This window comes from Pseudomonas sp. BMW13 (assembly GCF_013357275.1).
Taxonomy (GTDB): domain Bacteria; phylum Pseudomonadota; class Gammaproteobacteria; order Pseudomonadales; family Pseudomonadaceae; genus Aquipseudomonas; species Aquipseudomonas khazarica.
Window position 1 is genome coordinate 146,981 of the sequence record NZ_SUKD01000012.1, and the last position, 21,711, is coordinate 168,691.

26 protein-coding genes are annotated in these 21,711 nt (G+C 66.6%); 12 read left to right on the forward strand and 14 right to left on the reverse strand.

From position 1 onward, the window contains the following. Positions 1-17 precede the first annotated feature (17 nt). The 3 genes from E4487_RS09740 to E4487_RS09750 form a co-directional block, all read right to left on the reverse strand. On the reverse strand, positions 18-866 hold the full coding sequence (locus E4487_RS09740) for a phasin family protein (protein ID WP_175253239.1): 849 nt from the start codon (positions 864-866) through the stop codon (positions 18-20). A gap of 10 nt (positions 867-876) precedes the next feature. Further along, positions 877-1,323: a phasin family protein gene (locus tag E4487_RS09745; RefSeq protein ID WP_037049887.1), complete on the reverse strand. Its 447-nt coding sequence runs from the start codon at positions 1,321-1,323 to the stop codon at positions 877-879. Between the two features lie 210 nt (positions 1,324-1,533). After that, a complete protein-coding gene (locus E4487_RS09750) occupies positions 1,534-1,809 on the reverse strand; it encodes a polyhydroxyalkanoic acid system family protein (protein ID WP_037049889.1) in 276 nt (91 codons plus the stop codon). Between the two features lie 147 nt (positions 1,810-1,956). On the opposite strand from E4487_RS09750, the gene ubiE reads away from it, so the two are divergent. The 9 genes from ubiE to E4487_RS09795 all read left to right on the forward strand — a co-directional run bounded on the left by ubiE (position 1,957) and on the right by E4487_RS09795 (position 7,825). Then, positions 1,957-2,727 (forward strand): bifunctional demethylmenaquinone methyltransferase/2-methoxy-6-polyprenyl-1,4-benzoquinol methylase UbiE, encoded by a 771-nt coding sequence (gene ubiE / locus E4487_RS09755; protein ID WP_047587328.1) that lies wholly within the window; start codon positions 1,957-1,959, stop codon positions 2,725-2,727. Beyond that, complete coding sequence (locus E4487_RS09760; protein ID WP_175253240.1) at positions 2,727-3,344, forward strand: SCP2 domain-containing protein; 618 nt, start codon at positions 2,727-2,729, stop codon at positions 3,342-3,344. Before ubiE ends, E4487_RS09760 begins: the two co-directional genes overlap by 1 nt. Beyond that, a complete protein-coding gene (gene ubiB, locus E4487_RS09765) occupies positions 3,341-4,924 on the forward strand; it encodes a ubiquinone biosynthesis regulatory protein kinase UbiB (protein ID WP_175253241.1) in 1,584 nt (527 codons plus the stop codon). Before E4487_RS09760 ends, ubiB begins: the two co-directional genes overlap by 4 nt. A 70-nt stretch (positions 4,925-4,994) precedes the next feature. Continuing rightward, complete coding sequence (gene hisI, locus E4487_RS09770) at positions 4,995-5,393, forward strand: phosphoribosyl-AMP cyclohydrolase (protein WP_175253242.1); 399 nt, start codon at positions 4,995-4,997, stop codon at positions 5,391-5,393. Beyond that, complete coding sequence (locus tag E4487_RS09775; protein WP_037049903.1) at positions 5,386-5,718, forward strand: phosphoribosyl-ATP diphosphatase; 333 nt, start codon at positions 5,386-5,388, stop codon at positions 5,716-5,718. Before hisI ends, E4487_RS09775 begins: the two co-directional genes overlap by 8 nt. Positions 5,719-5,748: 30 nt before the next feature. After that, on the forward strand, positions 5,749-5,982 hold the full coding sequence (gene tatA / locus E4487_RS09780; RefSeq protein WP_037049905.1) for a twin-arginine translocase TatA/TatE family subunit: 234 nt from the start codon (positions 5,749-5,751) through the stop codon (positions 5,980-5,982). 3 nt (positions 5,983-5,985) lie between these two features. Then, on the forward strand, positions 5,986-6,327 hold the full coding sequence (tatB, locus tag E4487_RS09785; protein ID WP_175253243.1) for a Sec-independent protein translocase protein TatB: 342 nt from the start codon (positions 5,986-5,988) through the stop codon (positions 6,325-6,327). Continuing rightward, positions 6,324-7,118, forward strand: coding sequence for a twin-arginine translocase subunit TatC (gene tatC, locus E4487_RS09790; protein WP_037049910.1), 795 nt, complete (start codon positions 6,324-6,326; stop codon positions 7,116-7,118). Before tatB ends, tatC begins: the two co-directional genes overlap by 4 nt. After that, positions 7,115-7,825, forward strand: a complete 711-nt coding sequence (locus tag E4487_RS09795) for a 16S rRNA (uracil(1498)-N(3))-methyltransferase (protein WP_175253244.1) — start codon at positions 7,115-7,117, stop codon at positions 7,823-7,825. Before tatC ends, E4487_RS09795 begins: the two co-directional genes overlap by 4 nt. A gap of 49 nt (positions 7,826-7,874) precedes the next feature. On the opposite strand, the gene E4487_RS09800 is transcribed toward E4487_RS09795, so the two are convergent. Continuing rightward, a complete protein-coding gene (locus tag E4487_RS09800) occupies positions 7,875-8,462 on the reverse strand; it encodes a TetR/AcrR family transcriptional regulator (RefSeq protein ID WP_175253245.1) in 588 nt (195 codons plus the stop codon). 89 nt (positions 8,463-8,551) lie between these two features. Here E4487_RS09800 and E4487_RS09805 point away from each other — a divergent pair, with 89 nt between their 5' ends. Continuing rightward, positions 8,552-9,049, forward strand: a complete 498-nt coding sequence (locus E4487_RS09805) for a DoxX family protein (RefSeq protein ID WP_175253246.1) — start codon at positions 8,552-8,554, stop codon at positions 9,047-9,049. Here the strand turns inward: E4487_RS09805 and dtd are convergent. After that, on the reverse strand, positions 9,012-9,449 hold the full coding sequence (gene dtd / locus E4487_RS09810; RefSeq protein ID WP_175253247.1) for a D-aminoacyl-tRNA deacylase: 438 nt from the start codon (positions 9,447-9,449) through the stop codon (positions 9,012-9,014). The two genes, E4487_RS09805 and dtd, sit on opposite strands and share 38 nt — an antisense overlap. Beyond that, on the reverse strand, positions 9,446-10,417 hold the full coding sequence (gene pip, locus E4487_RS09815; protein ID WP_037049918.1) for a prolyl aminopeptidase: 972 nt from the start codon (positions 10,415-10,417) through the stop codon (positions 9,446-9,448). The genes dtd and pip overlap by 4 nt, the downstream gene beginning before the upstream one ends. 186 nt (positions 10,418-10,603) lie before the next feature. On the opposite strand from pip, the gene E4487_RS09820 reads away from it, so the two are divergent. Continuing rightward, complete coding sequence (locus E4487_RS09820; protein WP_037049920.1) at positions 10,604-11,041, forward strand: hypothetical protein; 438 nt, start codon at positions 10,604-10,606, stop codon at positions 11,039-11,041. A 37-nt stretch (positions 11,042-11,078) separates the two neighbouring features. Here the strand turns inward: E4487_RS09820 and E4487_RS09825 are convergent, their stop codons facing one another. From E4487_RS09825 to E4487_RS09855, 7 genes are all read right to left on the reverse strand, one after another. Continuing rightward, entirely contained in the window at positions 11,079-11,621 is a 543-nt protein-coding gene (locus tag E4487_RS09825; RefSeq protein WP_150607730.1) for a lipocalin family protein, read from the reverse strand. Between the two features lie 12 nt (positions 11,622-11,633). Continuing rightward, positions 11,634-11,885 carry a lipoprotein gene (locus E4487_RS09830; RefSeq protein ID WP_047590086.1) on the reverse strand — a complete coding sequence of 84 codons (252 nt, stop codon included), beginning with the start codon at positions 11,883-11,885 and terminating at the stop codon, positions 11,634-11,636. Positions 11,886-11,956: 71 nt separating this feature from the next. Next, positions 11,957-12,571: a DUF924 family protein gene (locus E4487_RS09835; protein ID WP_037049927.1), complete on the reverse strand. Its 615-nt coding sequence runs from the start codon at positions 12,569-12,571 to the stop codon at positions 11,957-11,959. A 3-nt stretch (positions 12,572-12,574) separates the two neighbouring features. After that, complete coding sequence (locus tag E4487_RS09840) at positions 12,575-13,582, reverse strand: class 1 fructose-bisphosphatase (RefSeq protein WP_037049929.1); 1,008 nt, start codon at positions 13,580-13,582, stop codon at positions 12,575-12,577. Positions 13,583-13,644: 62 nt separating this feature from the next. Further along, a complete protein-coding gene (locus tag E4487_RS09845) occupies positions 13,645-15,315 on the reverse strand; it encodes a histidine kinase N-terminal 7TM domain-containing protein (protein ID WP_175253305.1) in 1,671 nt (556 codons plus the stop codon). A 194-nt stretch (positions 15,316-15,509) separates the two neighbouring features. Beyond that, positions 15,510-16,853, reverse strand: coding sequence for a DUF3999 domain-containing protein (locus tag E4487_RS09850; protein WP_175253248.1), 1,344 nt, complete (start codon positions 16,851-16,853; stop codon positions 15,510-15,512). After that, positions 16,850-20,485, reverse strand: coding sequence for a DUF2339 domain-containing protein (locus E4487_RS09855; RefSeq protein ID WP_175253249.1), 3,636 nt, complete (start codon positions 20,483-20,485; stop codon positions 16,850-16,852). The genes E4487_RS09850 and E4487_RS09855 overlap by 4 nt, the downstream gene beginning before the upstream one ends. A 309-nt stretch (positions 20,486-20,794) precedes the next feature. Between E4487_RS09855 and E4487_RS09860 the strand changes: the two genes are divergently transcribed. Next, positions 20,795-21,190 carry a YkgJ family cysteine cluster protein gene (locus tag E4487_RS09860; RefSeq protein WP_037049937.1) on the forward strand — a complete coding sequence of 132 codons (396 nt, stop codon included), beginning with the start codon at positions 20,795-20,797 and terminating at the stop codon, positions 21,188-21,190. A gap of 7 nt (positions 21,191-21,197) precedes the next feature. On the opposite strand, the gene E4487_RS09865 is transcribed toward E4487_RS09860, so the two are convergent. Beyond that, positions 21,198-21,674: a thioesterase family protein gene (locus E4487_RS09865; RefSeq protein ID WP_175253250.1), complete on the reverse strand. Its 477-nt coding sequence runs from the start codon at positions 21,672-21,674 to the stop codon at positions 21,198-21,200. Positions 21,675-21,711: the final 37 nt, after the last annotated feature.

Genomic DNA, 21,711 nt, shown 5'->3' on the forward strand with positions numbered 1-21,711 from the left:
TCTTGATCCCGAGAAACTCAGGACGGGTTGGCTGGCGTTGCCGGAGCGGCAGCCGGGGCCGGTGCAGCAGCAGGCGCGACAGCAGCCGGGGCCGGGGCTGGTGCCGCCGGTTTCGCGGCAGCGGCCTTGGGCGCGGCTGGTTTCTTCGCTGCAGGCTTCTTCGCCGCCGCCGGCTTGGCGGCCGGTTTCGCTGCGGGTTTGGCCGCTGGCTTGGCAGCCGGTTTGGCCGCAGCTTTCGCGGCCGGCTTTGCCGCTGGCTTGGCGGCGGCCTTGGCAGGTGCCGGCTTGGCGGCTGCGGCAGGCTTGGCGGCCGGTTTCGCAGCGGGCTTGGCCGCTGGCTTGGCAGGCGCCTTGGCTGCAGGTTTGGCTGCGGCTTTCGCTGCCGGCTTGGCTGCTGGTTTCGGAGCGGCCTTGGCGGCAGGCTTGGCGACCGACTTGGCCGACACACCGGCGATCTTCTCCAGCTGCTTGGTCAGGCTGTCGACCTTGTCGTTCAACGCCTTCACTTCGTTGCGGCTGGGCACGCCCAGACGCGAGATGGCATTGTTCAGACGCTTGTCGAACGCTTCCTCCAGCTCACCCCACTTGCCGATCGCCTTGCCCCGGACCTCGTCAACCTTGGAGCGGGCGGAGCCGACCTTGGAACCGACGCCGGCTTTCACCGCATCGACCTGCTTGTCGACTTCGCTCTTGGCCTGCTTTTCGGCCTTCTCGCCATCCTTGACCAGCGAGTCGAACAGCTTGGTGCCGTCCTTGCTGACCTTGGAATAAGCGCCCAAGCCTGCCAACCAGATCTGGCGCGAGTATTTCTCGACCTCGCCGATCCAGGAGCTGGTCTGTTTCTCGGTTTTCTTCTTAACAGCCATCCTGATCTCCTTATTTGGTACGCGCGACGTGCTCGAGCAACGCGCTCAGCTCATCCAGCTTAGCAGAGAGTGCTTCAACATCCTGCTTGGACGGAATGCCGATGCGATTCAGCGCGGCAGCCACACGGGTGTCGAACGCCTTCTCGATCTTGTCGAGCTGAACTTCGACCTTGCCCTTGACGCTGGTGACGTTGCTGTTGACCGACTGCTTGACCGATTCGATCTGGCTGTTGGCGGCTTCTACCTGCTCGTCGACCAGTTTCTTGCCTTTGCTTTCGACGCCTTCACCGGTCTTGACCAGTTCCTTGAAGTACTCGGCCCCCTCGGCACCCGCCTTGGCATAAGCACCCAGGCCAGCGAGGTAGATCTTGCGGGCATAACCCTTCACGTCATCGAGCAGACCAGCCTTGTCTTCGACCACGGCTTCGACTTTTTTCTTCACGGCAACTTTCGACATGGTGCACCTCACGCGCTTTGACAGTTAGCGGAAACGCCCACGGAATGCAGGCTTGGGTACACCCTAAGGAGAAAAATTAGAAATCGCATACTAGGAGCAGCTGCAGCGGGTCGGAAGGAGCACGCGTCACCGATCCACCGGCCTGGTGGATGGAAACAGCGCCATCCACCCTACGCACTGACGTGAAGCTCGTGGCTTGCAGTTACTTTCTCAGGCCAGGGATTTGTCCAGCACCTGCTCGATCTCGCGCTGGATCATGCTGCCCATGGGCGAGAGCAGCAGGCCGAGCTTGAGTTCCACGCGCACGGTGTCTTCACCGACCGCGATGCTGCCATCGGCGCCGCTGCGCTTGAATTCCAGGGTGTCGCCGTTCCAGCGGTAGCGCACGTCGTACTCGCTGGCCAGGCGTTCGGCCAGGCGCTCGGCTTTTTCGCGGGCCCCCTCACGACCGAGAGAATGGGATCGTTCGACACGAATGCGGGACATGACAACTCCTTGAACTGGCAGCGCGCCGCAAGGCTGCGGCATGAGGTCGCGTCACTCTACCAGCCCACCGCACGGTGGGGCACCCAGGCAAGACAAAGACCGCACGCAGCTTTAGAATGGTGCGGTTTTCTACCCGGTGAGAGCGACATGAGCGATCCACGCAAGGCCCAGGAGCAGGAACCCACCACCCACTTCGGTTTCCAGGACGTGCCGGAAAGCCAGAAGGCGGACAAGGTGGCCGAAGTCTTCCACTCGGTGGCGGCCAAGTACGACCTGATGAACGACGTGCTGTCCGGCGGCCTGCATCGCCTGTGGAAGCGCTTCACCATCGAGCTGTCCGGTGTGCGCCCGGGCAACCGCGTGCTGGATATCGCAGGCGGCACCGGTGACCTGACCCGCAAGTTCTCCAGCATCGTCGGGCCGACCGGCGAAGTGGTCCTGGCCGACATCAACGACTCCATGCTCAAGGTCGGTCGCGACCGCCTGCTGGACAAGGGCGTGGCCGGCAACGTGCAGTTCGTTCAGGCCGATGCCGAGAAGCTGCCGTTCCCCGACAACCACTTCGATGTGGTCACCATCGCCTTCGGCCTGCGCAACGTCACCCACAAGGACGAGGCCCTGCGCTCCATGCTGCGCGTGCTCAAGCCCGGCGGCCGCCTGCTGGTGCTGGAGTTCTCCAAGCCCGGCAACCCGCTGTTGGCCAAGGCCTATGACACCTACTCGTTCAGCTTCATGCCGCTGGCCGGCAAGCTGATCACCAACGATGCCGACAGCTACCGCTACCTCGCCGAGTCGATCCGCATGCACCCGGATCAGGAAACCCTCAAGGCGATGATGGTCGACGCCGGTTTCGAACGCGTCACCTACCACAACATGACCGGCGGCATCGTCGCCCTGCATCGCGGCATCAAGCCCTGATGCTGATAACCGGCTTGCTGGCCAGCGTCGAAGCCGGCCTCAATCGTGTTCTGCGCCTCGACGGCACGGCCTTGCCGCGCCTGCAGGCGCTCAGCGGCAAGGTCATCGCCGTGCAGTGCCAGAGCCCGACGCTGGAGCTGTTCATCCTGCCCAGCGGCGACGGCCTGCGACTGGCCGCGCAGTGGCACGCCCCGGCCGATTGCACCCTCACCGCGCCGGCCGCCAGCCTGGCGCGTCTGGCCCTGAGCCGCGACAAGACCGCCGTGCTGCATCGCCCGGACGTGTCCCTCGACGGCGACAGCGCTGCGCTGCTGCAACTGGCCGAGATTCTCCAGGACCTGGAGCTGGACTGGGAATACGAAGTCTCGCGCTGGCTCGGCCCGGTGGCCACCACCCTGCTCGCCAGCCACCTGCGCAGCCGGGTGAGCCTGGCCAGCAACGGCGCCGCCAGCCTCAGGCAGGACCTGGCCGACTACCTGGCCGAAGAATCACGCACCCTGGTCGGACAGCGCGAAGCCGATGTGCGCTTCGCCGAACTGGACCGACTGAAACTCGCCCTCGACCGCCTGGAAGCACGCATCGAGCGCCTCACTTCTGCCCATAAGCCCGACGCATGAAGCTGCTTGCCGTTCGCCGCCTGTTCCGTATCCAGCGTGTCGTCGTCCGCTACCAGCTGGACGAGATGCTCCTCGAGTTGCCGTTGCCCATCTGGCTGCGCGCACTGTCCTGGCTGCTGCCCTGGCGCTGGCTGCCACGCAAGCCACTGGACCTGTCACGCGGCGCGCGCCTGCGTCTGGCCCTGGAAGACCTGGGGCCGATCTTCATCAAGTTCGGCCAGTTGCTGTCCACCCGCCGCGACCTGCTGCCGCCGGACATCGCCGATGAGCTGGCACGCCTGCAGGATCAGGTCCCACCCTTCCCCGAGGATCAGGCTATCGCCCTGATCGAGCGCCAGCTCGGCGCCCCGGTGAACGAAGTGTTCGCCCGCTTCGACAGCCAGCCGCTGGCCTCGGCCTCGGTGGCCCAGGTGCACGCTGCACAGCTGAAAAGCGGCGAGGAAGTAGTGGTCAAGGTCGTGCGCCCCGGCCTCAAGCCGATCATCCGCCAGGACCTGGCCTGGCTGTTCCTCATCGCCCGCATCGCCGAAAAGGCTTCGGCCGATGCCCGTCGCCTGCGCCCGGTCGAGGTGGTCAGCGACTACGAGAAGACCATCTTCGACGAACTCGACCTGCTGCGCGAGGCCGCCAACGCCAGTCAGCTGCGGCGCAACTTCGAAGGCTCGCCGCTGCTCTACGTGCCACAGGTGTACTGGGACCTGTGCCGCCACCAGGTACTGGTGATGGAGCGCATCTACGGCATCCCGGTCACCGACCTGGCGACCCTGGCCGACCAGCGTACCGACATGAAGCTGCTGGCCGAGCGCGGCGTGGAGATTTTCTTCACCCAGGTGTTCCGCGACAGCTTCTTCCACGCCGACATGCACCCCGGCAACATCTTCGTCAGCACGCGCACGCCGTGGAGCCCGCAGTACATTGCCATCGACTGCGGCATCATCGGCAGCCTCACCGACGAAGACCAGGACTACCTGGCGCGCAACCTGATCGCCTTCTTCAAGCGCGACTACCGCAAGGTCGCACAGCTGCACATCGACTCGGGCTGGGTGCCCGCCGACACCAAGGTCAACGAATTCGAAGCGGCGATCCGCACCGTATGCGAGCCGATCTTCGAGAAACCCCTGAAGGACATCTCCTTCGGCCAGCTGCTGCTGCGCCTGTTCCAGACCGCGCGGCGCTTCAACATGGAAGTGCAGCCGCAGCTCGTTCTCCTGCAGAAGACCCTGCTCAACATCGAAGGCCTGGGCCGCCAGCTGTACCCCGACCTCGACCTGTGGAGCACCGCGCAGCCGTTCCTCGAGCGCTGGATGCGCGAGCGTGTCAGCCCGCTGCATCTGCTGCGCAACCTGCAGCAGCAGGCCGAGCAGGTACCGCACCTGTCGCAGATCGCCCGCGACACGCTGGAGCGCCTGCAGCAACCGCAACAGGCGGAGCAGTCCCGCAGCGGCGACCACTGGCCGCTGCGTCTGCTGGGCGCTGCCCTGATCGGTGCCGGTGCCATGCAGGGGCTGGCGCCACTGCTGGCTACCTGGCCAGCCTGGCTGATGGTCGGTGGCGGGCTGTATCTGGTGTTGCGCCGATAGCCAGTTGGCCGTCGCACTGGCACACTTGGCGAATTCACGGGCCGCGAGGCCCGGCAGACTTGGAACACCGATGAACGATTGGCTCGACGAAATCCACTGGAGCGAAGACGGCCTGGTGCCGGCCATCGCCCAGGATCACAAGACCGGCCGTATCCTGATGATGGCCTGGATGAACCGCGAATCCCTCGCCCTCACCGTCAGCGAGCAGCGCGCCATCTACTGGTCACGCTCGCGTGGCAAGCTGTGGCGCAAGGGTGAGGAATCCGGCCACGTGCAGAAGCTGCATGAGCTGCGCCTCGACTGCGACGCCGACGTCATCGTGCTGATGGTCGAGCAACTGGGCGGCATCGCCTGCCACACCGGGCGCGAGAGCTGCTTCTATCGCGTCTATGAGAATGGCGGCTGGAAGACCGTCGACGCCGTGCTGAAAGACCCGCACGCCATCTATGCAGGACACAGCCATGAGTGACACCCTGACCCGTCTGGCCGAAGTACTGGAAGCGCGCAAGGGCGCAGCCCCCGACAGCTCCTACGTCGCCAGCCTCTATCACAAGGGCCTGAACAAGATTCTGGAAAAGGTCGGCGAGGAGTCGGTGGAAACCATCCTCGCCGCCAAGGACGCCGCTGCCAGCGGCGACTGCAAGGACCTCATCTACGAAACCGCCGATCTGTGGTTCCACAGCCTGGTCATGCTCGCCGCCCTCGGGCAGCATCCGCAGGCCGTGCTGGACGAACTCGACCGCCGTTTCGGCCTGTCCGGGCATGCGGAAAAAGCCGCACGCTCGCCACAATGACCTGACAACTACTACAACGGAGAACACATCATGGGATTCGGTGGTATCAGCATCTGGCAACTCCTGATCGTCCTGCTCATCGTCGTCATGCTGTTCGGCACCAAGCGCCTGAAGAATCTCGGCTCCGACCTCGGTGACGCGATCAAGGGCTTCCGCAAGTCGATGGACAACAGCGACGCCGACAAGCCGGCCGTGGAAGACGGCAAGGGGCAGACCATCGACGCCCAGGCACGCAAGGTCGAAGAGCCAGCGAAGAAAGACTGAGCCATGTTCGACATTGGCTTCACCGAACTGCTGCTGGTCGGCCTGGTCGCCCTGGTCGTGCTCGGTCCCGAGCGCCTGCCCGGGGCCGTGCGCACGGCCGGCCTGTGGGTCGGCCGAATCAAGCGCAGCTTCAACTCGATCAAGGCCGAGGTCGAGCGCGAGATCGGCGCCGACGAGATCCGTCGCCAACTGCACAACGAGCGGATTCTCGAGCTCGAGCGGGAGATGAAGGCGATGAAGCAGGACATCCTCGGTACGGGCACCGGCCAGCCTGCCACAGAGCAACGTGCAGAACCGAGCAGCGACGCTGCTCCGAGCGTTCAGGACAAGAATCCCCAACCATGAGCAGAAAGCCGGAAGAAGATCAGGAAATGCCCCTGGTCTCGCACCTGACCGAACTGCGCACGCGTCTGCTGCGCTGCGTGGTGATCATCCTGTTGATCTTCGCCGGCCTGTTCTACTTCGCCCAGGACATCTACGCGCTGGTGGCGGCGCCACTGCGCGCCTACCTGCCGGCCGGGGCGACGATGATCGCCACCGGCGTCGCCTCGCCCTTCCTCACGCCCTTCAAGCTGACCCTGATGTGCGCGCTGTTCCTCGGCATGCCGGTGATCCTGCACCAGGCCTGGGGCTTCATCGCGCCGGGGCTGTACACCCACGAGCGGCGCATCGCGGTGCCGCTGCTGATCTCGAGCATCTTCCTGTTCTACGCCGGGATGGCCTTCGCCTACTTCGTGGTGTTCCCGATCATGTTCGGCTTCTTCGCCAGCGTGACCCCGGAAGGCGTGGCGATGATGACCGACATCGGTCAGTACCTGGACTTCGTCCTCACCCTGTTCTTCGCCTTTGGCGTGGCCTTCGAGATCCCCATCGCCACCTTCCTGGTGATCTGGGTCGGCCTGGTGGACGTCGCCACCCTGCGCAAGAGCCGCCCCTACGTGGTGGTCGGCTGCTTCGTGATCGGCATGGTGCTGACGCCTCCTGACGTCTTTTCGCAGACGCTGCTGGCCTTGCCCATGTGGCTGCTGTTCGAGAGCGGCCTGCTGGCCGGCGCACTGGTCCGCCGCAAGCGCGACGACGAGCAGAGCGACGAACAAGCCGAGCCGGAAGACCAGCCCCCCGCGCCACAACCGTGAACCTTCTGCTGCTGGAAGACGCCGACTTCGTCGGCGTCGATCGTGTTCGCCTCAGTGGTCGGCGCCTCAAGCACCTGCACGAGGTGCATCGTGCCGAAGCGGGTGACCGCCTGCGCGTCGGCCGTCTCGGCGGCCTGATGGGCGAAGGTCAGCTGCTCAGCCTGGATGCCGAACAGGCCGAGCTGCAGGTCTGTCTCGACCAGCCGCCACCGGCCAAGCTCCCCCTGACCCTGGTGCTCGCCCTGCCCCGCCCGAAGATGCTCAAGCGCGTGCTGCAGACCGTCAGCGCCATGGGCGTGCCGCGCCTGGTGCTGGTCAACAGCTACCGGGTGGAGAAGAGCTTCTGGCAGACGCCGTTCCTGCAGCCCGACGCACTGCGCGAACAACTGATCCTCGGACTGGAGCAGGCGCGCGACACCGTGCTGCCCGATGTCAGCATCGAGAAGCGCTTCAAGCCCTTCGTCGAGGATCGCCTGCCGGCACTGGCCGCCAGTACGCTCGGCCTGGTCGGGCACCCCGGCGACTATCCGGCCTGCCCGCGCGCGGTCGACGGCCCGGTGACCCTGGCCATCGGCCCCGAAGGTGGCTGGATTCCCTACGAGGTCGATCTGCTGCAACAGGCCGCCGGCCTGCAGCCGGTGCAGCTGGGTGAGCGCATTCTGCGGGTGGAAACCGCCGTGCCGGTGTTGCTGGCCAGGCTGTTCTGAGGCGTCGAGCGCTGGACAGCGCTACAGGCTGCCTACCCTGCAAACGGCTCTAGGCGGGAGAGCGGCCTACCCGCAAGCCCTCGACGAACAGCCCGGTGACTGCGCGAGCCGTGACCGACACATCCTCGACCGGGCACTGCCCGTTGAGCAGCAGCTGACTGAGCCCATGCACCAGACTCCACGCCGCCAGGCTGGCCGTCTGTACCGACTCGTCCGGGCGCAGCGCTCGCACGCTGGCTTCGAGCTGGGCAAACAGCTGCCGGGCAACCTGTTGCAGCTCGGGATGCGCCGCCCTGTCGAGCTGTGGCCCGAACATCAGGGCGAAATGTCCGGGAAACTCCAGCGCATAGGCAACATAGCACTCGCCGCGCCGACCCAGATCGGCCACCGGCAGCGCCTCGATACGCCGGACCAGAACCTCGAACCCCTGCAGCGCCAGCGCCGCCAACAAGGCATCACGGTCGGCGAAATGACGGTAGGGCGCGTTATGCGAAACCCCCGCGCGTCGTGCGACTTCACGCAGGCTGATCGCCGCCACACCCACCTCGGCGAGTAGCGCAGACGCAGCATCGAGCAGCGCCTTGCGCAAATCGCCATGGTGATAGGCACGAATGCCCTCTTCACTCAGTGTTGACACAAGCAATATCTCCTTCAGAATGTTGACACCGCCTACATATTGCATCCAGCCAGTCCCCAGTGCCAGCCAGACAACCCGGAGATGCCCTCATGCTATTTGTCGCCCTGCTCATGCTCCTCACCCTCATCGCCGCACTCCCGCAGCGTCTGGGCCTGCCGTTGTTACCGTCATGGCGGGCACGCATGCGCCTGGCACTGAGCCTGGCGCTGTTGCTGATCGGTGTGGACCACTGGCTGACACCCGCTCGCTACCTGGCGATGATGCCGCCCTACCTGCCGCTGCACGAGCCTCTGGTGCTGTTCACCGGCGCCTGCGAGATCGCCGGCGCCATCGGTCTGATGTGGCCAGGTACACGCCGACTCGCCGGCATCATGCTGGCCGTCTACTTCGTCTGCGTGTTTCCGGCCAACCTGCACAACGCTCTGCATGGCCTCGATGCGCAGGGCTTGCCGAGTGCGCGCTGGTACTACTGGGCACGCCTGCCATTCCAGCCGCTGATCATCCTGTGGACACTCTATGCAGCGGGTGTCCTGAACGGGCGCGCAGCCCTCACAGGTCCAGGAGAAAGGTCACCGGCCCATCGTTGACCAGATGCACCTGCATGTTGGCTCCGAAGCGCCCGGTGGCGACCAGCCCATGCTCGCTGCGAGCACGCTCGACCAGCATGTCGAACAGGGCAGCCCCCTGCGAAGGTGGTGCGGCGCTGGAGAAGCTGGGACGCATGCCGCTCCTGGTATCGGCCGCCAGGGTGAACTGCGAGACCAGCAGCAGACCACCGCCAATATCCTTCAGCGAGAGATTCATCTTGCCGGCCTCGTCGCTGAAGACGCGGTAGCCCAGTAGCTTGTGCAAGGCGCGGCCGACGCTGGCCTGGTCATCGTGCGGTTCGACGCCGACCAGTGCCAGCAGGCCCTGGTCGATGCTGCCCACCACCTCACCTTCGACCTCTACCCGCGCCGCGCTGACGCGCTGGATCAGCAGCTTCATGCGTCCTCCGGGGGCAGGTCGAGCAGGCGCCGGGCCATCTCCTCGGCGGCACGCACCAGCGCATCGGTGATGCCCGGCTCGGCTGCCGAGTGGCCGGCATCACGGATGATCTGCAGCTCACTGTTGGGCCAGGCCTGGTGCAGCGCCCAGGCGTTGTCCAGGGGACAGATCGCGTCGTAGCGGCCATGCACGATGATGCCCGGCAGGTGGGCGATCCTGGGCATGTCGCGGAGCAGCTGATCGGGCTCGAGAAAGGCGTCGTTGACGAAGTAGTGACACTCGATACGGGCGATGGACAACGCGCGATGCGCCTCGCTGAAGCGGTCGACCACCTGCGGGTTGGGACGCAACGTCGCAGTGCGCCCTTCCCAGGTCGACCAGGCCTTGGCCGCGTGCATCTGGGCGATCTGGTCGCTCCCCGTCAGCCGCTTGTAGAAGGCGCCCATCAGATCGCCGCGTTCCTGCGGCGGAATCGGCGCAATGTAGTCTTCCCAGTAATCGGGGAACAGGCGGCTGGCACCTTCCTGGTAGAACCAGTGAAACTCCTGTGGGCGACAGAGGAAGATGCCGCGCAGGATCAGACCATGCACGCGCTGCGGATGTGCCTGGGCGTAGGCCAGCGCCAGGCTCGAACCCCAGGAGCCGCCGAACAGCACGAACTTGTCGACGCCCAGGTGTTCGCGGATGCGCTCGATATCGGCGACCAGCGCCTGGGTGGTGTTGTTCTCCAGGCTCGCGTAGGGCGTGGAGCGCCCGCAGCCGCGCTGGTCGAAGGTGACGATGCGGTACAGGTTCGGATCGAAATAGCGCCGGCTGGCGGCATCGCAGCCGGCGCCCGGGCCGCCATGGATGAACAGTACCGGCAACCCGTCCGCCGAGCCGCTCTCGTCGACATACAGCACGTGCGGTGGCTCGACCGCCAGCTCGTGGCGGGCGTAGGGTTTGATCTCCGGGTACAAAGTCTGCATCGTTGGGCTCCTTGGAATCCGCTTGCGAATGGCGCACCAGGGGCGGACGCTCGCGAAAACCACCTGGGTGATTTTCAACGCCGCCTGGGCGCCGCGCAGCAGATCGTGAACAGGCTCTAGGCTGGCGGGCTGCGACTACCGTATCGCACTCTGCCCGGCATCATAACCATGAAAAGGGAGTTCAGCATGTCAGCACGTTTTCTGCTCGCACCGTTGCTGCTGTTTGCCGCACTGATGCTGGGTGCCTGCGGCGCCAAGGACGACCCGCAGGCGGCGCTGGAAGCCGCCGTGCAGGCGCTGCAGGACAACATCGAAGGCAAGCGCAGCAACGCGGTTCTGGAACAGCTGCATGCCGATTTCAAGGCCCGCCAGGAGTTCGACCGCGACTGGGCCAGGCGCACCATGGCCCTGCTGTTCCTGCGCCACAAGAACGTCAAGGTGATCGCCCTCGGCGAAACCAGCTGGATCGACCCGGCGATCCCCAGCAAGGGCTACAGCGAGGCGCAGGTCGGCGTGAGTGGCGCCGAAGGCCTGATCCCCGACGCCGCACGGCACTATTCGGTGAAACTGGAGTGGTGGCGCGAAGGCGACGAGTGGAAGCTGGCCCGCCTGGACTGGGAGTGAGGCACGGCCCGCACGCGTCGGGCCACGCCACGGGCCATCAATCGGTCTTGCGCCAGATCAGCTCGCCGGTGGTGTAGCCCTGCTCGCGGGCAACAGAAAGCAGCTTGTCACGCGTTTCCTGATCGACCTCGGGGGTACGTGAGAGCAGCCACAGGTACTTGTGCTGCGGATGCCCGACCAGCGCCACGCGGTAGTCCTCGTCGTGGTACAGCACCCAGTACTCGCCCTTGATCGGCAGCAGCTTGCTGGCCCAGTTGTCGAAGCTGACCCAGAGCTTGTCGGTGCGCCCTTCGATCTGGGGTTCGGCGATGCCCCTGGCTTCAATCCACTCGCCGTCGTCATCGCGACAGCGATTGGTCACGTCGATACGCCCGTCGTCGCGCAAGCCATAGTGGGCTTCGGACTGCACGCAGTTGCGCTGGAAGAACATCGGCAGACGAGCCAGCTCGTACCAGGTGCCCTGGTAGCGCTGCAAATCGACCTGGACGGTTTCCGGCTCCGGCTTGGGGATGTTGCCAGTGCCGGAGTTGGCACAACCGACGAGGGCGAGAAGGGCACTGGCGAGTAGGATCGAACGCATGGAGGCTCCTGTCTATTTGAGTCCCTTGCCGGAGAACAGCATGACCTTGTCCCCGGCGTACTGGACGCTGATATAGGCCTTGTCGTCGCCCCAGGTGCAACTGGTCATGCCCAGCGCGCCGGCGCACTCGCCCGGTGCTCCGAGCAGGCTCTCGACCTCGGCCTTGCTCATGCCGGCTTCGAGTTTGGAATAGTTGTCCTGGTTGACCTTGCTACAGGCCGCCAACAGGCCGCAGGCGAACAGGGCGAGGAAACGCATCTTCATGGGGGTGACACTCCTGATGGGAAGATGCCAGCAAGCTTGGCATAGCCGGCGACGACTTGCCCGCTTGGAGTTCAGAAACGCGAGCCAGGTTCCCGCAGAAAGGCCTCTTCTTCGGCCGTGGAGACACGCCCGAGAATGGCATTGCGATGGGGAAAGCGAGCGAAGCGGGCAATCACCTGCTGGTGACGCTCGGCGAAGTCGAGGAAGCTGGCGAACTGCGCCCGGTCGTCCGCCGAGGCCTCGTCCAGCAGGCCACGGAACAGCTCGACGGCACGCTCCTGCAACGGCAGGTCCTCGGCATGCTCGAAGATCAGGTAGGCGAAGACCCGCTGGATCGGCGTCAACGCCTGGTCCAGACCGCGCGCCAGGCCATCCTGCAACAGAGGACGCGCCAGGGGATCGCCAGCGAAGGCACGCGGCGTGTCGCGGAAGATCATGCGTGGCAGCTGGTCGAGCAGGATCAGCTGGGCCAGCCAGCCCTGCGGGTCGCTGCTCCAGCCCGGCAGTTCACCGGCCAGGGCCTGCTCGACCTGAGCAGCGAAGCGCTGCTCGGCTTCGCGGTCCTGACTCTCGCGCTTGCCGAACCACAGGCCGTGGCGCGCCGCCGACACGGCACGGGCGCTGGCGGACGAACCGAGTTCGTCCGCAGCGAACCACCAGTCGAGCAGCGGCTGCCAGGGCTGCACCGATCAGCCCCGGTGGTAGGCGGTGATGCGCAGCACTTCTTCCTTGGAACCGAGGAAAACCGCGACACGCTGGTGCAGAGACTCCGGCTCGATCTCGAGGATGCGCTGCTGACCGTTGGTGGCGGCACCACCGGCCTGCTCGATGATCATCGACATCGGGTTGGCCTCGTACATCAGGCGCAGCTTGCCCGGCTTTTCCGGCTCGCGAGCATCGCGCGGGTACATGAACACGCCGCCGCGGGTGAGGATGCGGTGCACGTCGGCCACCATCGAGGCGATCCAGCGCATGTTGTAGTTGCGTCCCAGCGGGCCGGTCTCGCCAGCCAGCAGTTCGCCGACGTAGCGCTGCACCGGCGCTTCCCAGTGGCGCTGGTTGGACATGTTGATGGCGAATTCCTTGGTCGACTCCGGCACCTTGATGTCGTCGTGGGTGAGCACGAAGCTGCCCAGTTCGCGATCCAGGGTGAAGCCTTTCACGCCGTCGCCGAGGGTCAGCATCAGCATGGTCTGCGGGCCGTAGATCGCATAACCGGCGGCAACCTGCTGGGTGCCGGGCTGGAGGAAGGCCTCTTCGCCCAGGTCACCGGTTTCGCCCTGGCGGTCCGGGCAGCGCAGCACGGAGAAGATGGTGCCGACCGAGACGTTGACGTCGATGTTGCTGGAGCCGTCCAGCGGGTCGAACACCAGCAGGTAGGCGCCTTTCGGGTACTTGCCCGGAATCTGGTAGGCGTTGTCCATTTCCTCGGAGGCCATGCCGGCCAGGTGACCGCCCCACTCGTTGGCCTCGAGCAGGATCTCGTTGGAGATCACGTCGAGCTTCTTCTGCACCTCGCCCTGCACGTTCTCCGAACCCAGACTGCCGAGCACACCGCCGAGGGCGCCCTTGGATACCTGGTGGCTGATTTCCTTGCAGGCCCGGGCCACGACCTCGATGAGAAAACGCAGGTCGGCCGGGGTGTTGTGGCTGCGAGTCTGTTCGATCAGGTAGCGGCTGAGGGTGACGCGGGACATGGACGACTCCGGAAAGGAAAAAAATCGCGCGCAGTTTAACCCGAGTCGCCGCGTAATGCTGCCTAGCGGGATGGATGGCTGACTCGGGCACTCTCATCCAGGCAGCAGACACGGTTACGCCCCGTGCGCTTGGCCTGGTAGAGCGCCGCATCGGCGGCGTGCAGCAGCTCGTCGAGCGCCTGCCCCTGCTGGGGCCAGTACGCCAGGCCGGCGGACAGGGTCACGCGCTGGTCGCCACCGCGTGTGGCGATCTCGCGCGCCGCCAGTTGCGAGCAGATGCTCTGCAGGCGCGCGCTCGCCTCGTCGGGGTCGGCACCGGGCAGGATCAGCAGGAACTCCTCGCCACCGATGCGGAACACCGCGTCGGTGCTGCGCAGGTTGTCCAGCAGGTGCTGGGCGACGGCCTTGAGCACATCGTCACCGACCAGGTGCCCGCACTCGTCGTTGAGGCGCTTGAAGTGATCGAGATCGATCAGGGCCACCGCCAGCGGCAGGTTCTCGCGCTGGACCCTGGCCAGCTCGCGCGCGAAGAATTCGTCCAGGTAGCGGCGGTTGTACAGCCCGGTCAGCGGGTCGCAGAGCGCCTGCTCGCGCAGTTGCTCGTGCAGGCTGGAGATGGTGCGCAGACGCTCTTCGCTCAACGCCAGTGCCTCGGCCAGCTTCAGCTCGCTCAGGTGACGCTGGGTGACGTCGCGCACGTAGATCATGTGGCCGAGCAGTGCCGGACCATGGCGGGTGGCTCGCTCGATGGCGCGCAGACGCACCTCGTAGTAGCGCGCCGCGCTGGTCAGGGTCAGCGGCCGGTCGTGTTCACCGGCGTGCTCGAGCAGCAGCGCCTGCAGGTCCGCACCGAACACCGGCCATTGCTTCAGCTCGCGCCCCTGCCAGCCCTGCTGCAGCCCCGCCAGCTTCAGCGCCGCCGGGTTGGCCTCGATCACCCGCCGGCTGGGGTCGACCACCAGCACCGGATCGAGCAGGGCTTCGAGCAGCAGATGCCTGGCCACCGGCAACAGGTCGAACAGACGCACGCCCACGATCAGCCATGAGAAGGCGACGAGGGTGAAGGCGAAGCTGAACGGCGTCGGGTCGAAGCCGAACAGTGTCCAGCCGAACCCCACGTAGCCGACGTTGGCCACCCAGGGCACTGCGGTGACCAGCACGAAGGCCAGATAATGGCGGCGGTGCAGCCCCTGGCTGAGCGCCGCCGCGCGCGTCACCACGCCCATGCAGAAGGCCATGAACAGGTAGACGTACACCGCGGCGGCGTAGAACAGCGGGCCATGCTCGTAACGCACGGGTGCACCCAGGCTGTCGTCGATCGGCGCACTGCCCGCGCCATAGAACAGGCCATGCCAGGGGTTGCTCAGCGCCAGGCCCCAGACCAGCAGTGGCACCACGCTGAGACCGAGAATGCCCTTGCGCGGCAGCGGTTCACGCATGCTGTTGACGTACTGCCAGAGGAACACCGCCCAGAAGGTCGGCGTGGCAACGATGCCCGGCCAGGCCATGCTGGCCCAGAACATCTTGCAGTCGGCACCGAGAAAGCTCATCTCCAGTGCCGCGGCCCCCATCCACCAGAGGCTCGCCAGGTGCAGCAGGATGAAGCTGTCGCGTCCGGGAAAGTCGCGCTGACGCGTGACCCAGTGCGCCAGCATCACGACCCCGAAGCACACCAGCAGGGTCAGCAACACCGGCGACGACAGGCTCCAGCCGGAAGCCACGCACGCCTGAATCACCTGTCCCTCCTTGCATGCGGGGGACAGGCAAACGGGTCGAACACGGCGGCACCGACACAGAACGAACGGGCAATGACGCGAATCGAAATACGCAAGGGCCTTCCTGACCTCAAATGCTGGATTGGCGCAAGGCAGCTAAGATACTGCAAAAGCCCTGCCGCAGCAGCGCTTTGTTCGCCCTCCGCAGCCTGTCAGGCCCTCGGCTGGCCGCGCAACAGGCTCGCCGCCATCGCAGCGAGCAACCCAACTCCCAGTAGCAGTACAGCCCAGAGTCCCCAACGCTGCCAGTCGGATCGCGATTCGACCTGGCCGGTGGCAGCGGCGAGCAGCGGTTCAGCCAGCTCCGCCCGACCGAGACTGCTCAGGCGCTCTGCCTGGTATCCGGGGATCAGGGTGTGCAACGGCAGCGCCGCCGACTGCGCATGCGCATTGCCCAGCGCGAGCACGTAGGGCGGCTCGCCACGGGCCAGAAACACCAGCCGCGTGGCACGCAGCGCCACCTGGATGGCCACGCTGTCCTGGCCAAGGCCGCCGCCACGCGGGTCCAGCTGCATGCGCAGCTGGCGCAGCGGCCAGCCCGGCAGGCTCAGCTCATCGTTGAGCACCTCGCGCCCGCCCTCGGGGAGGCGATAGAGCACGGCATTGGCCAGCGGCTGCCAGCCCCCCTGGTCGCCAGTGCGTGATTCGAAGCGCACGGGGGCCAGCGTGTTGTCCTGCTCCAGGGCGACGCGCAGGCGCTGCAAGGGCAACGTCAGTGGCAGCTGCCACTGGAAGCGCCCATCGCCGCTCGCGCGGGCCGCCAGGGGCTCGGACCACACCAGCGGCGCCGGCTGCTGGTCCTGGCGGCGGCTGCGCAGCGTCACGCTCTGCAGTTGCGGGGCCGGCAGCGGGCTCTGCCAGAGCAGGCGCAGGTAGCGGGCACGCTGCCCTGGCAACTCGACCTGGCGCTGTTCGATACGCTCGTCGGCAAAGCTCAGGCGGGCCAGTTGTCCGTCGCCCCAGCGGCGCCAGTGCTGCAGGTCGTCACTGGCTTCGATGCTGAAGCGGTGGAACCCCTCCTCGGCACCGCTCCAGTCCAGGGTCAGGCGCACCAGCGGCGCCTCGATGGCACTGGCATCGAGCAACCAGCCGCGCAGTTGCAGCCCGGCGTCGGCCGGGGCGGCATCGCTCAGTTCGATCAGGGTGCCGCTGGTGTTGCGCTCGACGCGCAACGCCGGCACATCCTGCGTATCGGCAGGACCACGCAGCGGGAACCAGCGCACGCCATGTTCCTGCTCCTGGTCCACCCGTTCGCTGCTGGCGGGAATCAGCGCATAGGCCTGCGCCTGGCCATTGGCATCGAACACCCGCAGATCACGCAGGTCAGCATGGCTGGCGGCAAGGTGCGCGGCGAAGGGCAGCTCCAGGCGATACCAGGGGCCCGCGCCTGACAGCTGCAGGCCGGCGGTTTCATGAAAGTCGCGCAGCTGCTCTCCAGCCTGCGCGGCAGCCGCCATGGACAGGGCCAGCAGCAGGCCCGGAGCGGTCATCTTCATGCGCCAGACTCCTGTTCGTTGGGTGCGTCGCGCTCGGCCTGACGCGGCGGCAGCGGGGCGAAATAGCCCACCACCAGCAGCAGCACGCCCACGCCGATGAAGGACACGATACGTTCCAGTCCGCCGCGATTGCCCAGCTCGACGAAGAACAGCTTGGCCACCACCAGGGCGATCAGCGCCGCCCCGACCAGCCACAGCTCGCGGCGTGCACGCAGGTGCCCGAACAGCATCAGCGCCAGGGCGATCAGGGTCCAGACGATGGACAGCCCGGCCTGCACCAGCATCGACTCGAACAGCGCTGCACTGTGCCAGGGCACGCCGCCCCAGTGATGGGCGCTGCGCATCACCATCAGGGTGAACAGGGCGAACAGCGACACGCCGACCACGACCTGCAACAGCTGCAGCGCACGCCCCGGTTCCAGGCCCAGGCGCGGCAGCGCGGTACGCCCCCAGACGAACAACGCGCCCAGGCACAGCAGCAGGCCGATCTCCAGCGGATTGAGCAGCGGCAGGTACGGCAGCGGGTCGCTGTCGCCTGCACTGTTGGCATTGGCCAGCCAGAACCAGCCGAGCATCAACACGGCCAGGGGCGCAGCCGCCCACAGGCGGTATTCACGTTCGAAGCCAGCCACCGGCCAGGGCAGCCGACGCGCCTGCGCCATGGCCCAGAGATAAGCCGTCGGCAGCAGCGCCCAGCCCAGCCAGCGCCAGGCATTGTAGTGATCGGCCAGACTCAGCAGCAGGTAGCGCAGTTCCAGCGCCAGCACGCCGAGCAACAGCCAGCAGCCGAGCACGTGAGCGACACTGGCCGCCGTGGCCGGCAGCAGCCCGGCCAGGCGCCGCAGCGACCACAGGTGGGCGGCGAACACCAGGCCCCAGCCGAGCCAGCCCCACTGCGCCGCAGGGTGATAGAAGGGGTGCCAGGCATACAGCAGCAGCATGCCGGCCAGCGGGACCAGCAGGCCATCGAGCAGGGCCAGCTCGACCCAGCGGTTGCGGGTCGCCAGCCAGGCATACAGCGCCATGTTCAGCGCCAGCAGCACCAGCAGCACGCCGACCTGCAGCTCCGCCGCGACGAAACGCAGCACCTCGCTGGCCAGCGCCAGCGCCCACCAGGCGGCGCCCCAGGTCAGCAGCAACTGCCCCAGACGCTGCACGCTGACGCCATCGATCCCGCTGTCCCGCCCACTGCGCAGCAGCGCATGCAGACGCCAGGCGCCGATCTGCGCAGCCAGGCCGAGCACCGCAGGTGTCCAGAAACCGGTATGCGCCAGCGGCGACAGACCGACACCACTGATTCCCGACAGCAGCAGCGGCCCGGCTGCCAGGAAGGCCAGGCCGGCGAACAGCTGCAGCACCAGGCTGAACCAGAAGGCCGCACGTTGCTGCAGGTAGAGCGCCAGCCACAGGGTCAGCAGCCCGCTGGCTCCCCATACCGCCGCAGCGGCCACCCAGGGCAGCACGAACAGCACCGCCAGGTTGATGAACACCAGACCCACCAGCATCACCCAGGACAAGGCCGCAAGCTGGCGACGGTTGTCACGGATCAGCGGGTCGCGCGCTGCCAGCAGCATGCCCGCGATCAGGCCGAAGCCGACCACCGAGGCCGCCAGCAGACCGAACCAGCCGGCGTTGAAGCCGCCCCGCCCTTGCAGCGACTCCAGCGCCATCTGGCCGAGGAACAGCAGCCCGCCGAGCAGCTGGATGGCGAAGGCGGCGTAGACGAAAACGGGCGCGGCCAGACGCAGGCCGACGAACAGGGTGACCAGACCGGCCAGCGCCCAGGCGATGGCCGTGCCGGGCGCCTCGAAGGTCAGCGGCGCGATCAGGCAGAGGAAGGCCAGCCCCGCCAGCCCCAGCCAGGGCTGCAGACGCATCTCCCAGGGGCTGGCAGCCTGTGGCGCCTGGCGCAGTTGCCAGTAGCTGAACAACAGCGCCACGCCGAGCATCAGCGCGCCCAGCGCCGAGCCGTCGAGCAGGCTGGAGTCGCCCGGTTCCAGGCCTGTGGCGAACGCCAGGGCGGCACCCACCTGCAGCAACAGGGCGAAGCCACGCGCCAGTGGCCGCTGCTGCCGCAAGCCCAGCCAGTAGATCCCGGCACCCTCCACGGCCCAGGCAGCGGCTGTCCAGCTGGCGTCGAGGGCCAGTGGGATGGCCAGGCTGGCGAACACCACGCCCAGGGCCAGGCAGGTTTCCACCAGCAGCAGGGCACGTCCGCCGGCGCGCAGCTGCAGCACACGCGCCAGCAGCAGGTAGAACAGGCCCAGGCCGAGTGCACTGAACGCGGCGGCGAATTCGATATGGCGCACCAGCGCCACCTGCAGGCCGAAGCCGACCAGCGGTGGGCCGAACAGGGTGGTGGCATCGACATAATCGCCGCGCTGCAGCGACCAGCGCAGCAGTTCGCCACGCGCCTCAGGGGCATCCGCCGCGTCACGCAGGGTGCGGCGGGCGAAGAGCAGGCCGATGGCCACGTACATCAGGAAGAACAGCACCAGGAACGGCTCGGTGCTCCACAGCAGCTGCGGCTCGTAGGAACGCAGCCCCCAGGCGAAACCGATGCCGAAGGTGCCGACGAAGCCGATCAGGTTGAGCAGGCGCCAGGCCTTGAACCAGGCGATGGCGAAGATGCCGGCATTGAGCAGGGCGAAGTAGGAGAACAGCGCGACATGGTTGCCGCTGCCGGTGGAGGTGAGGATCGGCGCGGCAAAGCCGCCGAGTGCCGCGGCCGCCGCCAGGCCCAGGGCATTCTGCTGCACGGCGAGGATGGCCGAGAACAGCGTCACCGCCACCAGCAGGCCCAGCGCCATGCCCGGGTCGAGCAAGGGATGCAGGCGCATGGCAGCGAACACCGTCAGGTACAGCACGGCGATGCCGGTGCCCTGCAGCACCAGGGCATAGCTGCGGTTGCGCAGCCGCAGCCACCAGCCCAGCCCCAGCAGGGCCAGGGCACTGGCAGCCACGCCCATGTAGCGCAGCTCCACCGGCACCTCGACACCTTCGGTGGCGTAGCGCAGGAGGAAGGCGAGGCCGAGGAACAGCAGGACCACACCGACCCGCAGCACGGTATTGCCGCCGAACAGCCAGGCCTTCGCCGCGGCGATGCCGCGCTCGATCAGGTTCGGCTCGCGTGGCGCCTGTTCGCGCCAGGGACCTTGCTGCGGGGCAGGCGTCGGCTCATGTGCGAGCGATGCGGCAGCTGCCACAGGCTGTGGCGCCGGTTGCGGGGGAGCGATTTCCGGAAGCGGGTCCAGCGTCCAGTCCAGCTCGGGCTCTGGTTCGGGCTGTGGCTCGGGCTCTGGCCGAGGCGCCTCTGCCACCCAGGGTTGCGGTTCTGCCGTGGGCGGCGCGCTGACGACAGGTTCCGCCGCCACGGGAGCCGCTTCCGGCTCGACAGCCCCGCCCTGCTCGACCTTGACCAGGCGCTCGTGCATGGCCCGCGTGCCGCGCTCGAAACGCTCGGCGAAATCCTTGAGCTGCGCCGCCAGCTGCGCGTTACGCTTCTCGAGCCCCTGCAGGCGCAGCGCCTGGCCCAGGCTCAGGCCGATCAGCCCGCCCAGCAGCGCCCCGGTTAGCGATTCGCTGGCGCCCGTGCCGAGCACCAACCCGACCAGCATGAAAATCCATTGCATGCAGCATGTCCCGTTCCGATGAGAAAGTCGCCTCGCGTCCCTGCTGGCAGCCCGAGGTGGCCACAGGGTGCCTCCGAAAACCTCGGCAAGGTAGTCAGCTTGTTGCGAACGCAGCGCTGACCACGCAGGCCGTTTTTCAGAGTCGCCCGCCAGTATAGGAGTCGCGCCGTCCAACACCCAGAGAGACGATTGCCACCTCCATCACAGGCACAAGGAAAATCCGCCGCCGACCGGTGGTTCACAAATTCACCGCGCCCGCTATCATCGCCGCCCCGTGACCGATGCGGCGCAGACCGCCCCTAGCCAACCATGATCAAGCCCCGCCTGATAGCCGCTGCAGAAATCGACCGCCTGGAAACCTGGGCCAAATACAGCGCCGACATGTGCCACAGCTGCATATCCAGTTGCTGCACCCTGCCCGTGGAGGTGCGCCTGAACGACCTGATCCGCCTGGAGCTGGTGGATGAGTTCGAACGCAGCGAGCCGATCAAGAACATCGCCAAGCGCCTGCAGAAGGACGGCACCATCGAGCGCTTCAACCAGAAGTCGGGCATCTTCACCCTGACGCGCATGTCCAACAACGACTGCCTGTTCCTGGACCGCAAGACGCGCCTGTGCAGCGTCTACGAGAAACGCCCGGACACCTGCCGCCACCATCCCAGGGTCGGCCCGCGACCGGGCTATTGCGCGTACAAGCCGAAGTAGAGCGCCGTCAGCGGCGCAGGCCGATGACCCGCCCGACGCAGGCCGGCGTTGCCAGCTCATGGTGGTCTGCCGCCAGGCGCTGCACCTGCTCGGCCACCTGGGCATCGAAGGGCGCCGAACGGCCGGCGACGCTGTCGATGTTCATCAGCATCTGTTCGCTTTCCGCCAGGCTGTCGACCTCGGCCGGGCGATACAGCGCGTGATGGATATGCAGGCGCTTGGCGTCGTGGGCGAGCAACTGCGTACGCACTTCCACCGCTTCGCCGCCCTTCACTTCCGCCAGGAAGTTGAGATGGCACTCCAGGGTGTACAGGGTGTGGCCGGTACGGGCACGACCGGCCTCGTCCAGCCCCAGCGCATCCATCAGCGCATCGGTGGCATGACTGAAGATCAGCAGGTAGAAGGCATCGCGCAGATGGCCGTTGTAGTCGACCCAGTCGGCGTGGATGCGCGTGCGGTAGGTGGTCAGGGCTGCGTTGCACATGTCGATGTGGCTCCGGATGCATCCCCCCGCCCCTTCT

Excerpts from the sequence above, each read along its gene's own strand:
- E4487_RS09740 (WP_175253239.1), bottom strand. The coding sequence starts at position 866 with ATGGCTGTTAAGAAGAAAACCGAGAAACAGACCAGCTCCTGGATCGGC.
- E4487_RS09745 (WP_037049887.1), bottom strand. The coding sequence starts at position 1,323 with ATGTCGAAAGTTGCCGTGAAGAAAAAAGTCGAAGCCGTGGTCGAAGAC.
- E4487_RS09750 (WP_037049889.1), bottom strand. The coding sequence starts at position 1,809 with ATGTCCCGCATTCGTGTCGAACGATCCCATTCTCTCGGTCGTGAGGGG.
- ubiE (WP_047587328.1), top strand. The coding sequence starts at position 1,957 with ATGAGCGATCCACGCAAGGCCCAGGAGCAGGAACCCACCACCCACTTC.
- E4487_RS09760 (WP_175253240.1), top strand. The coding sequence starts at position 2,727 with ATGCTGATAACCGGCTTGCTGGCCAGCGTCGAAGCCGGCCTCAATCGT.
- ubiB (WP_175253241.1), top strand. The coding sequence starts at position 3,341 with ATGAAGCTGCTTGCCGTTCGCCGCCTGTTCCGTATCCAGCGTGTCGTC.
- hisI (WP_175253242.1), top strand. The coding sequence starts at position 4,995 with ATGAACGATTGGCTCGACGAAATCCACTGGAGCGAAGACGGCCTGGTG.
- E4487_RS09775 (WP_037049903.1), top strand. The coding sequence starts at position 5,386 with ATGAGTGACACCCTGACCCGTCTGGCCGAAGTACTGGAAGCGCGCAAG.
- tatA (WP_037049905.1), top strand. The coding sequence starts at position 5,749 with ATGGGATTCGGTGGTATCAGCATCTGGCAACTCCTGATCGTCCTGCTC.
- tatB (WP_175253243.1), top strand. The coding sequence starts at position 5,986 with ATGTTCGACATTGGCTTCACCGAACTGCTGCTGGTCGGCCTGGTCGCC.
- tatC (WP_037049910.1), top strand. The coding sequence starts at position 6,324 with ATGAGCAGAAAGCCGGAAGAAGATCAGGAAATGCCCCTGGTCTCGCAC.
- E4487_RS09805 (WP_175253246.1), top strand. The coding sequence starts at position 8,552 with ATGCTATTTGTCGCCCTGCTCATGCTCCTCACCCTCATCGCCGCACTC.
- dtd (WP_175253247.1), bottom strand. The coding sequence starts at position 9,449 with ATGAAGCTGCTGATCCAGCGCGTCAGCGCGGCGCGGGTAGAGGTCGAA.
- pip (WP_037049918.1), bottom strand. The coding sequence starts at position 10,417 with ATGCAGACTTTGTACCCGGAGATCAAACCCTACGCCCGCCACGAGCTG.
- E4487_RS09820 (WP_037049920.1), top strand. The coding sequence starts at position 10,604 with ATGTCAGCACGTTTTCTGCTCGCACCGTTGCTGCTGTTTGCCGCACTG.
- E4487_RS09825 (WP_150607730.1), bottom strand. The coding sequence starts at position 11,621 with ATGCGTTCGATCCTACTCGCCAGTGCCCTTCTCGCCCTCGTCGGTTGT.
- E4487_RS09830 (WP_047590086.1), bottom strand. The coding sequence starts at position 11,885 with ATGAAGATGCGTTTCCTCGCCCTGTTCGCCTGCGGCCTGTTGGCGGCC.
- E4487_RS09840 (WP_037049929.1), bottom strand. The coding sequence starts at position 13,582 with ATGTCCCGCGTCACCCTCAGCCGCTACCTGATCGAACAGACTCGCAGC.
- E4487_RS09850 (WP_175253248.1), bottom strand. The coding sequence starts at position 16,853 with ATGAAGATGACCGCTCCGGGCCTGCTGCTGGCCCTGTCCATGGCGGCT.
- E4487_RS09855 (WP_175253249.1), bottom strand. The coding sequence starts at position 20,485 with ATGCAATGGATTTTCATGCTGGTCGGGTTGGTGCTCGGCACGGGCGCC.
- E4487_RS09860 (WP_037049937.1), top strand. The coding sequence starts at position 20,795 with ATGATCAAGCCCCGCCTGATAGCCGCTGCAGAAATCGACCGCCTGGAA.
- E4487_RS09865 (WP_175253250.1), bottom strand. The coding sequence starts at position 21,674 with ATGTGCAACGCAGCCCTGACCACCTACCGCACGCGCATCCACGCCGAC.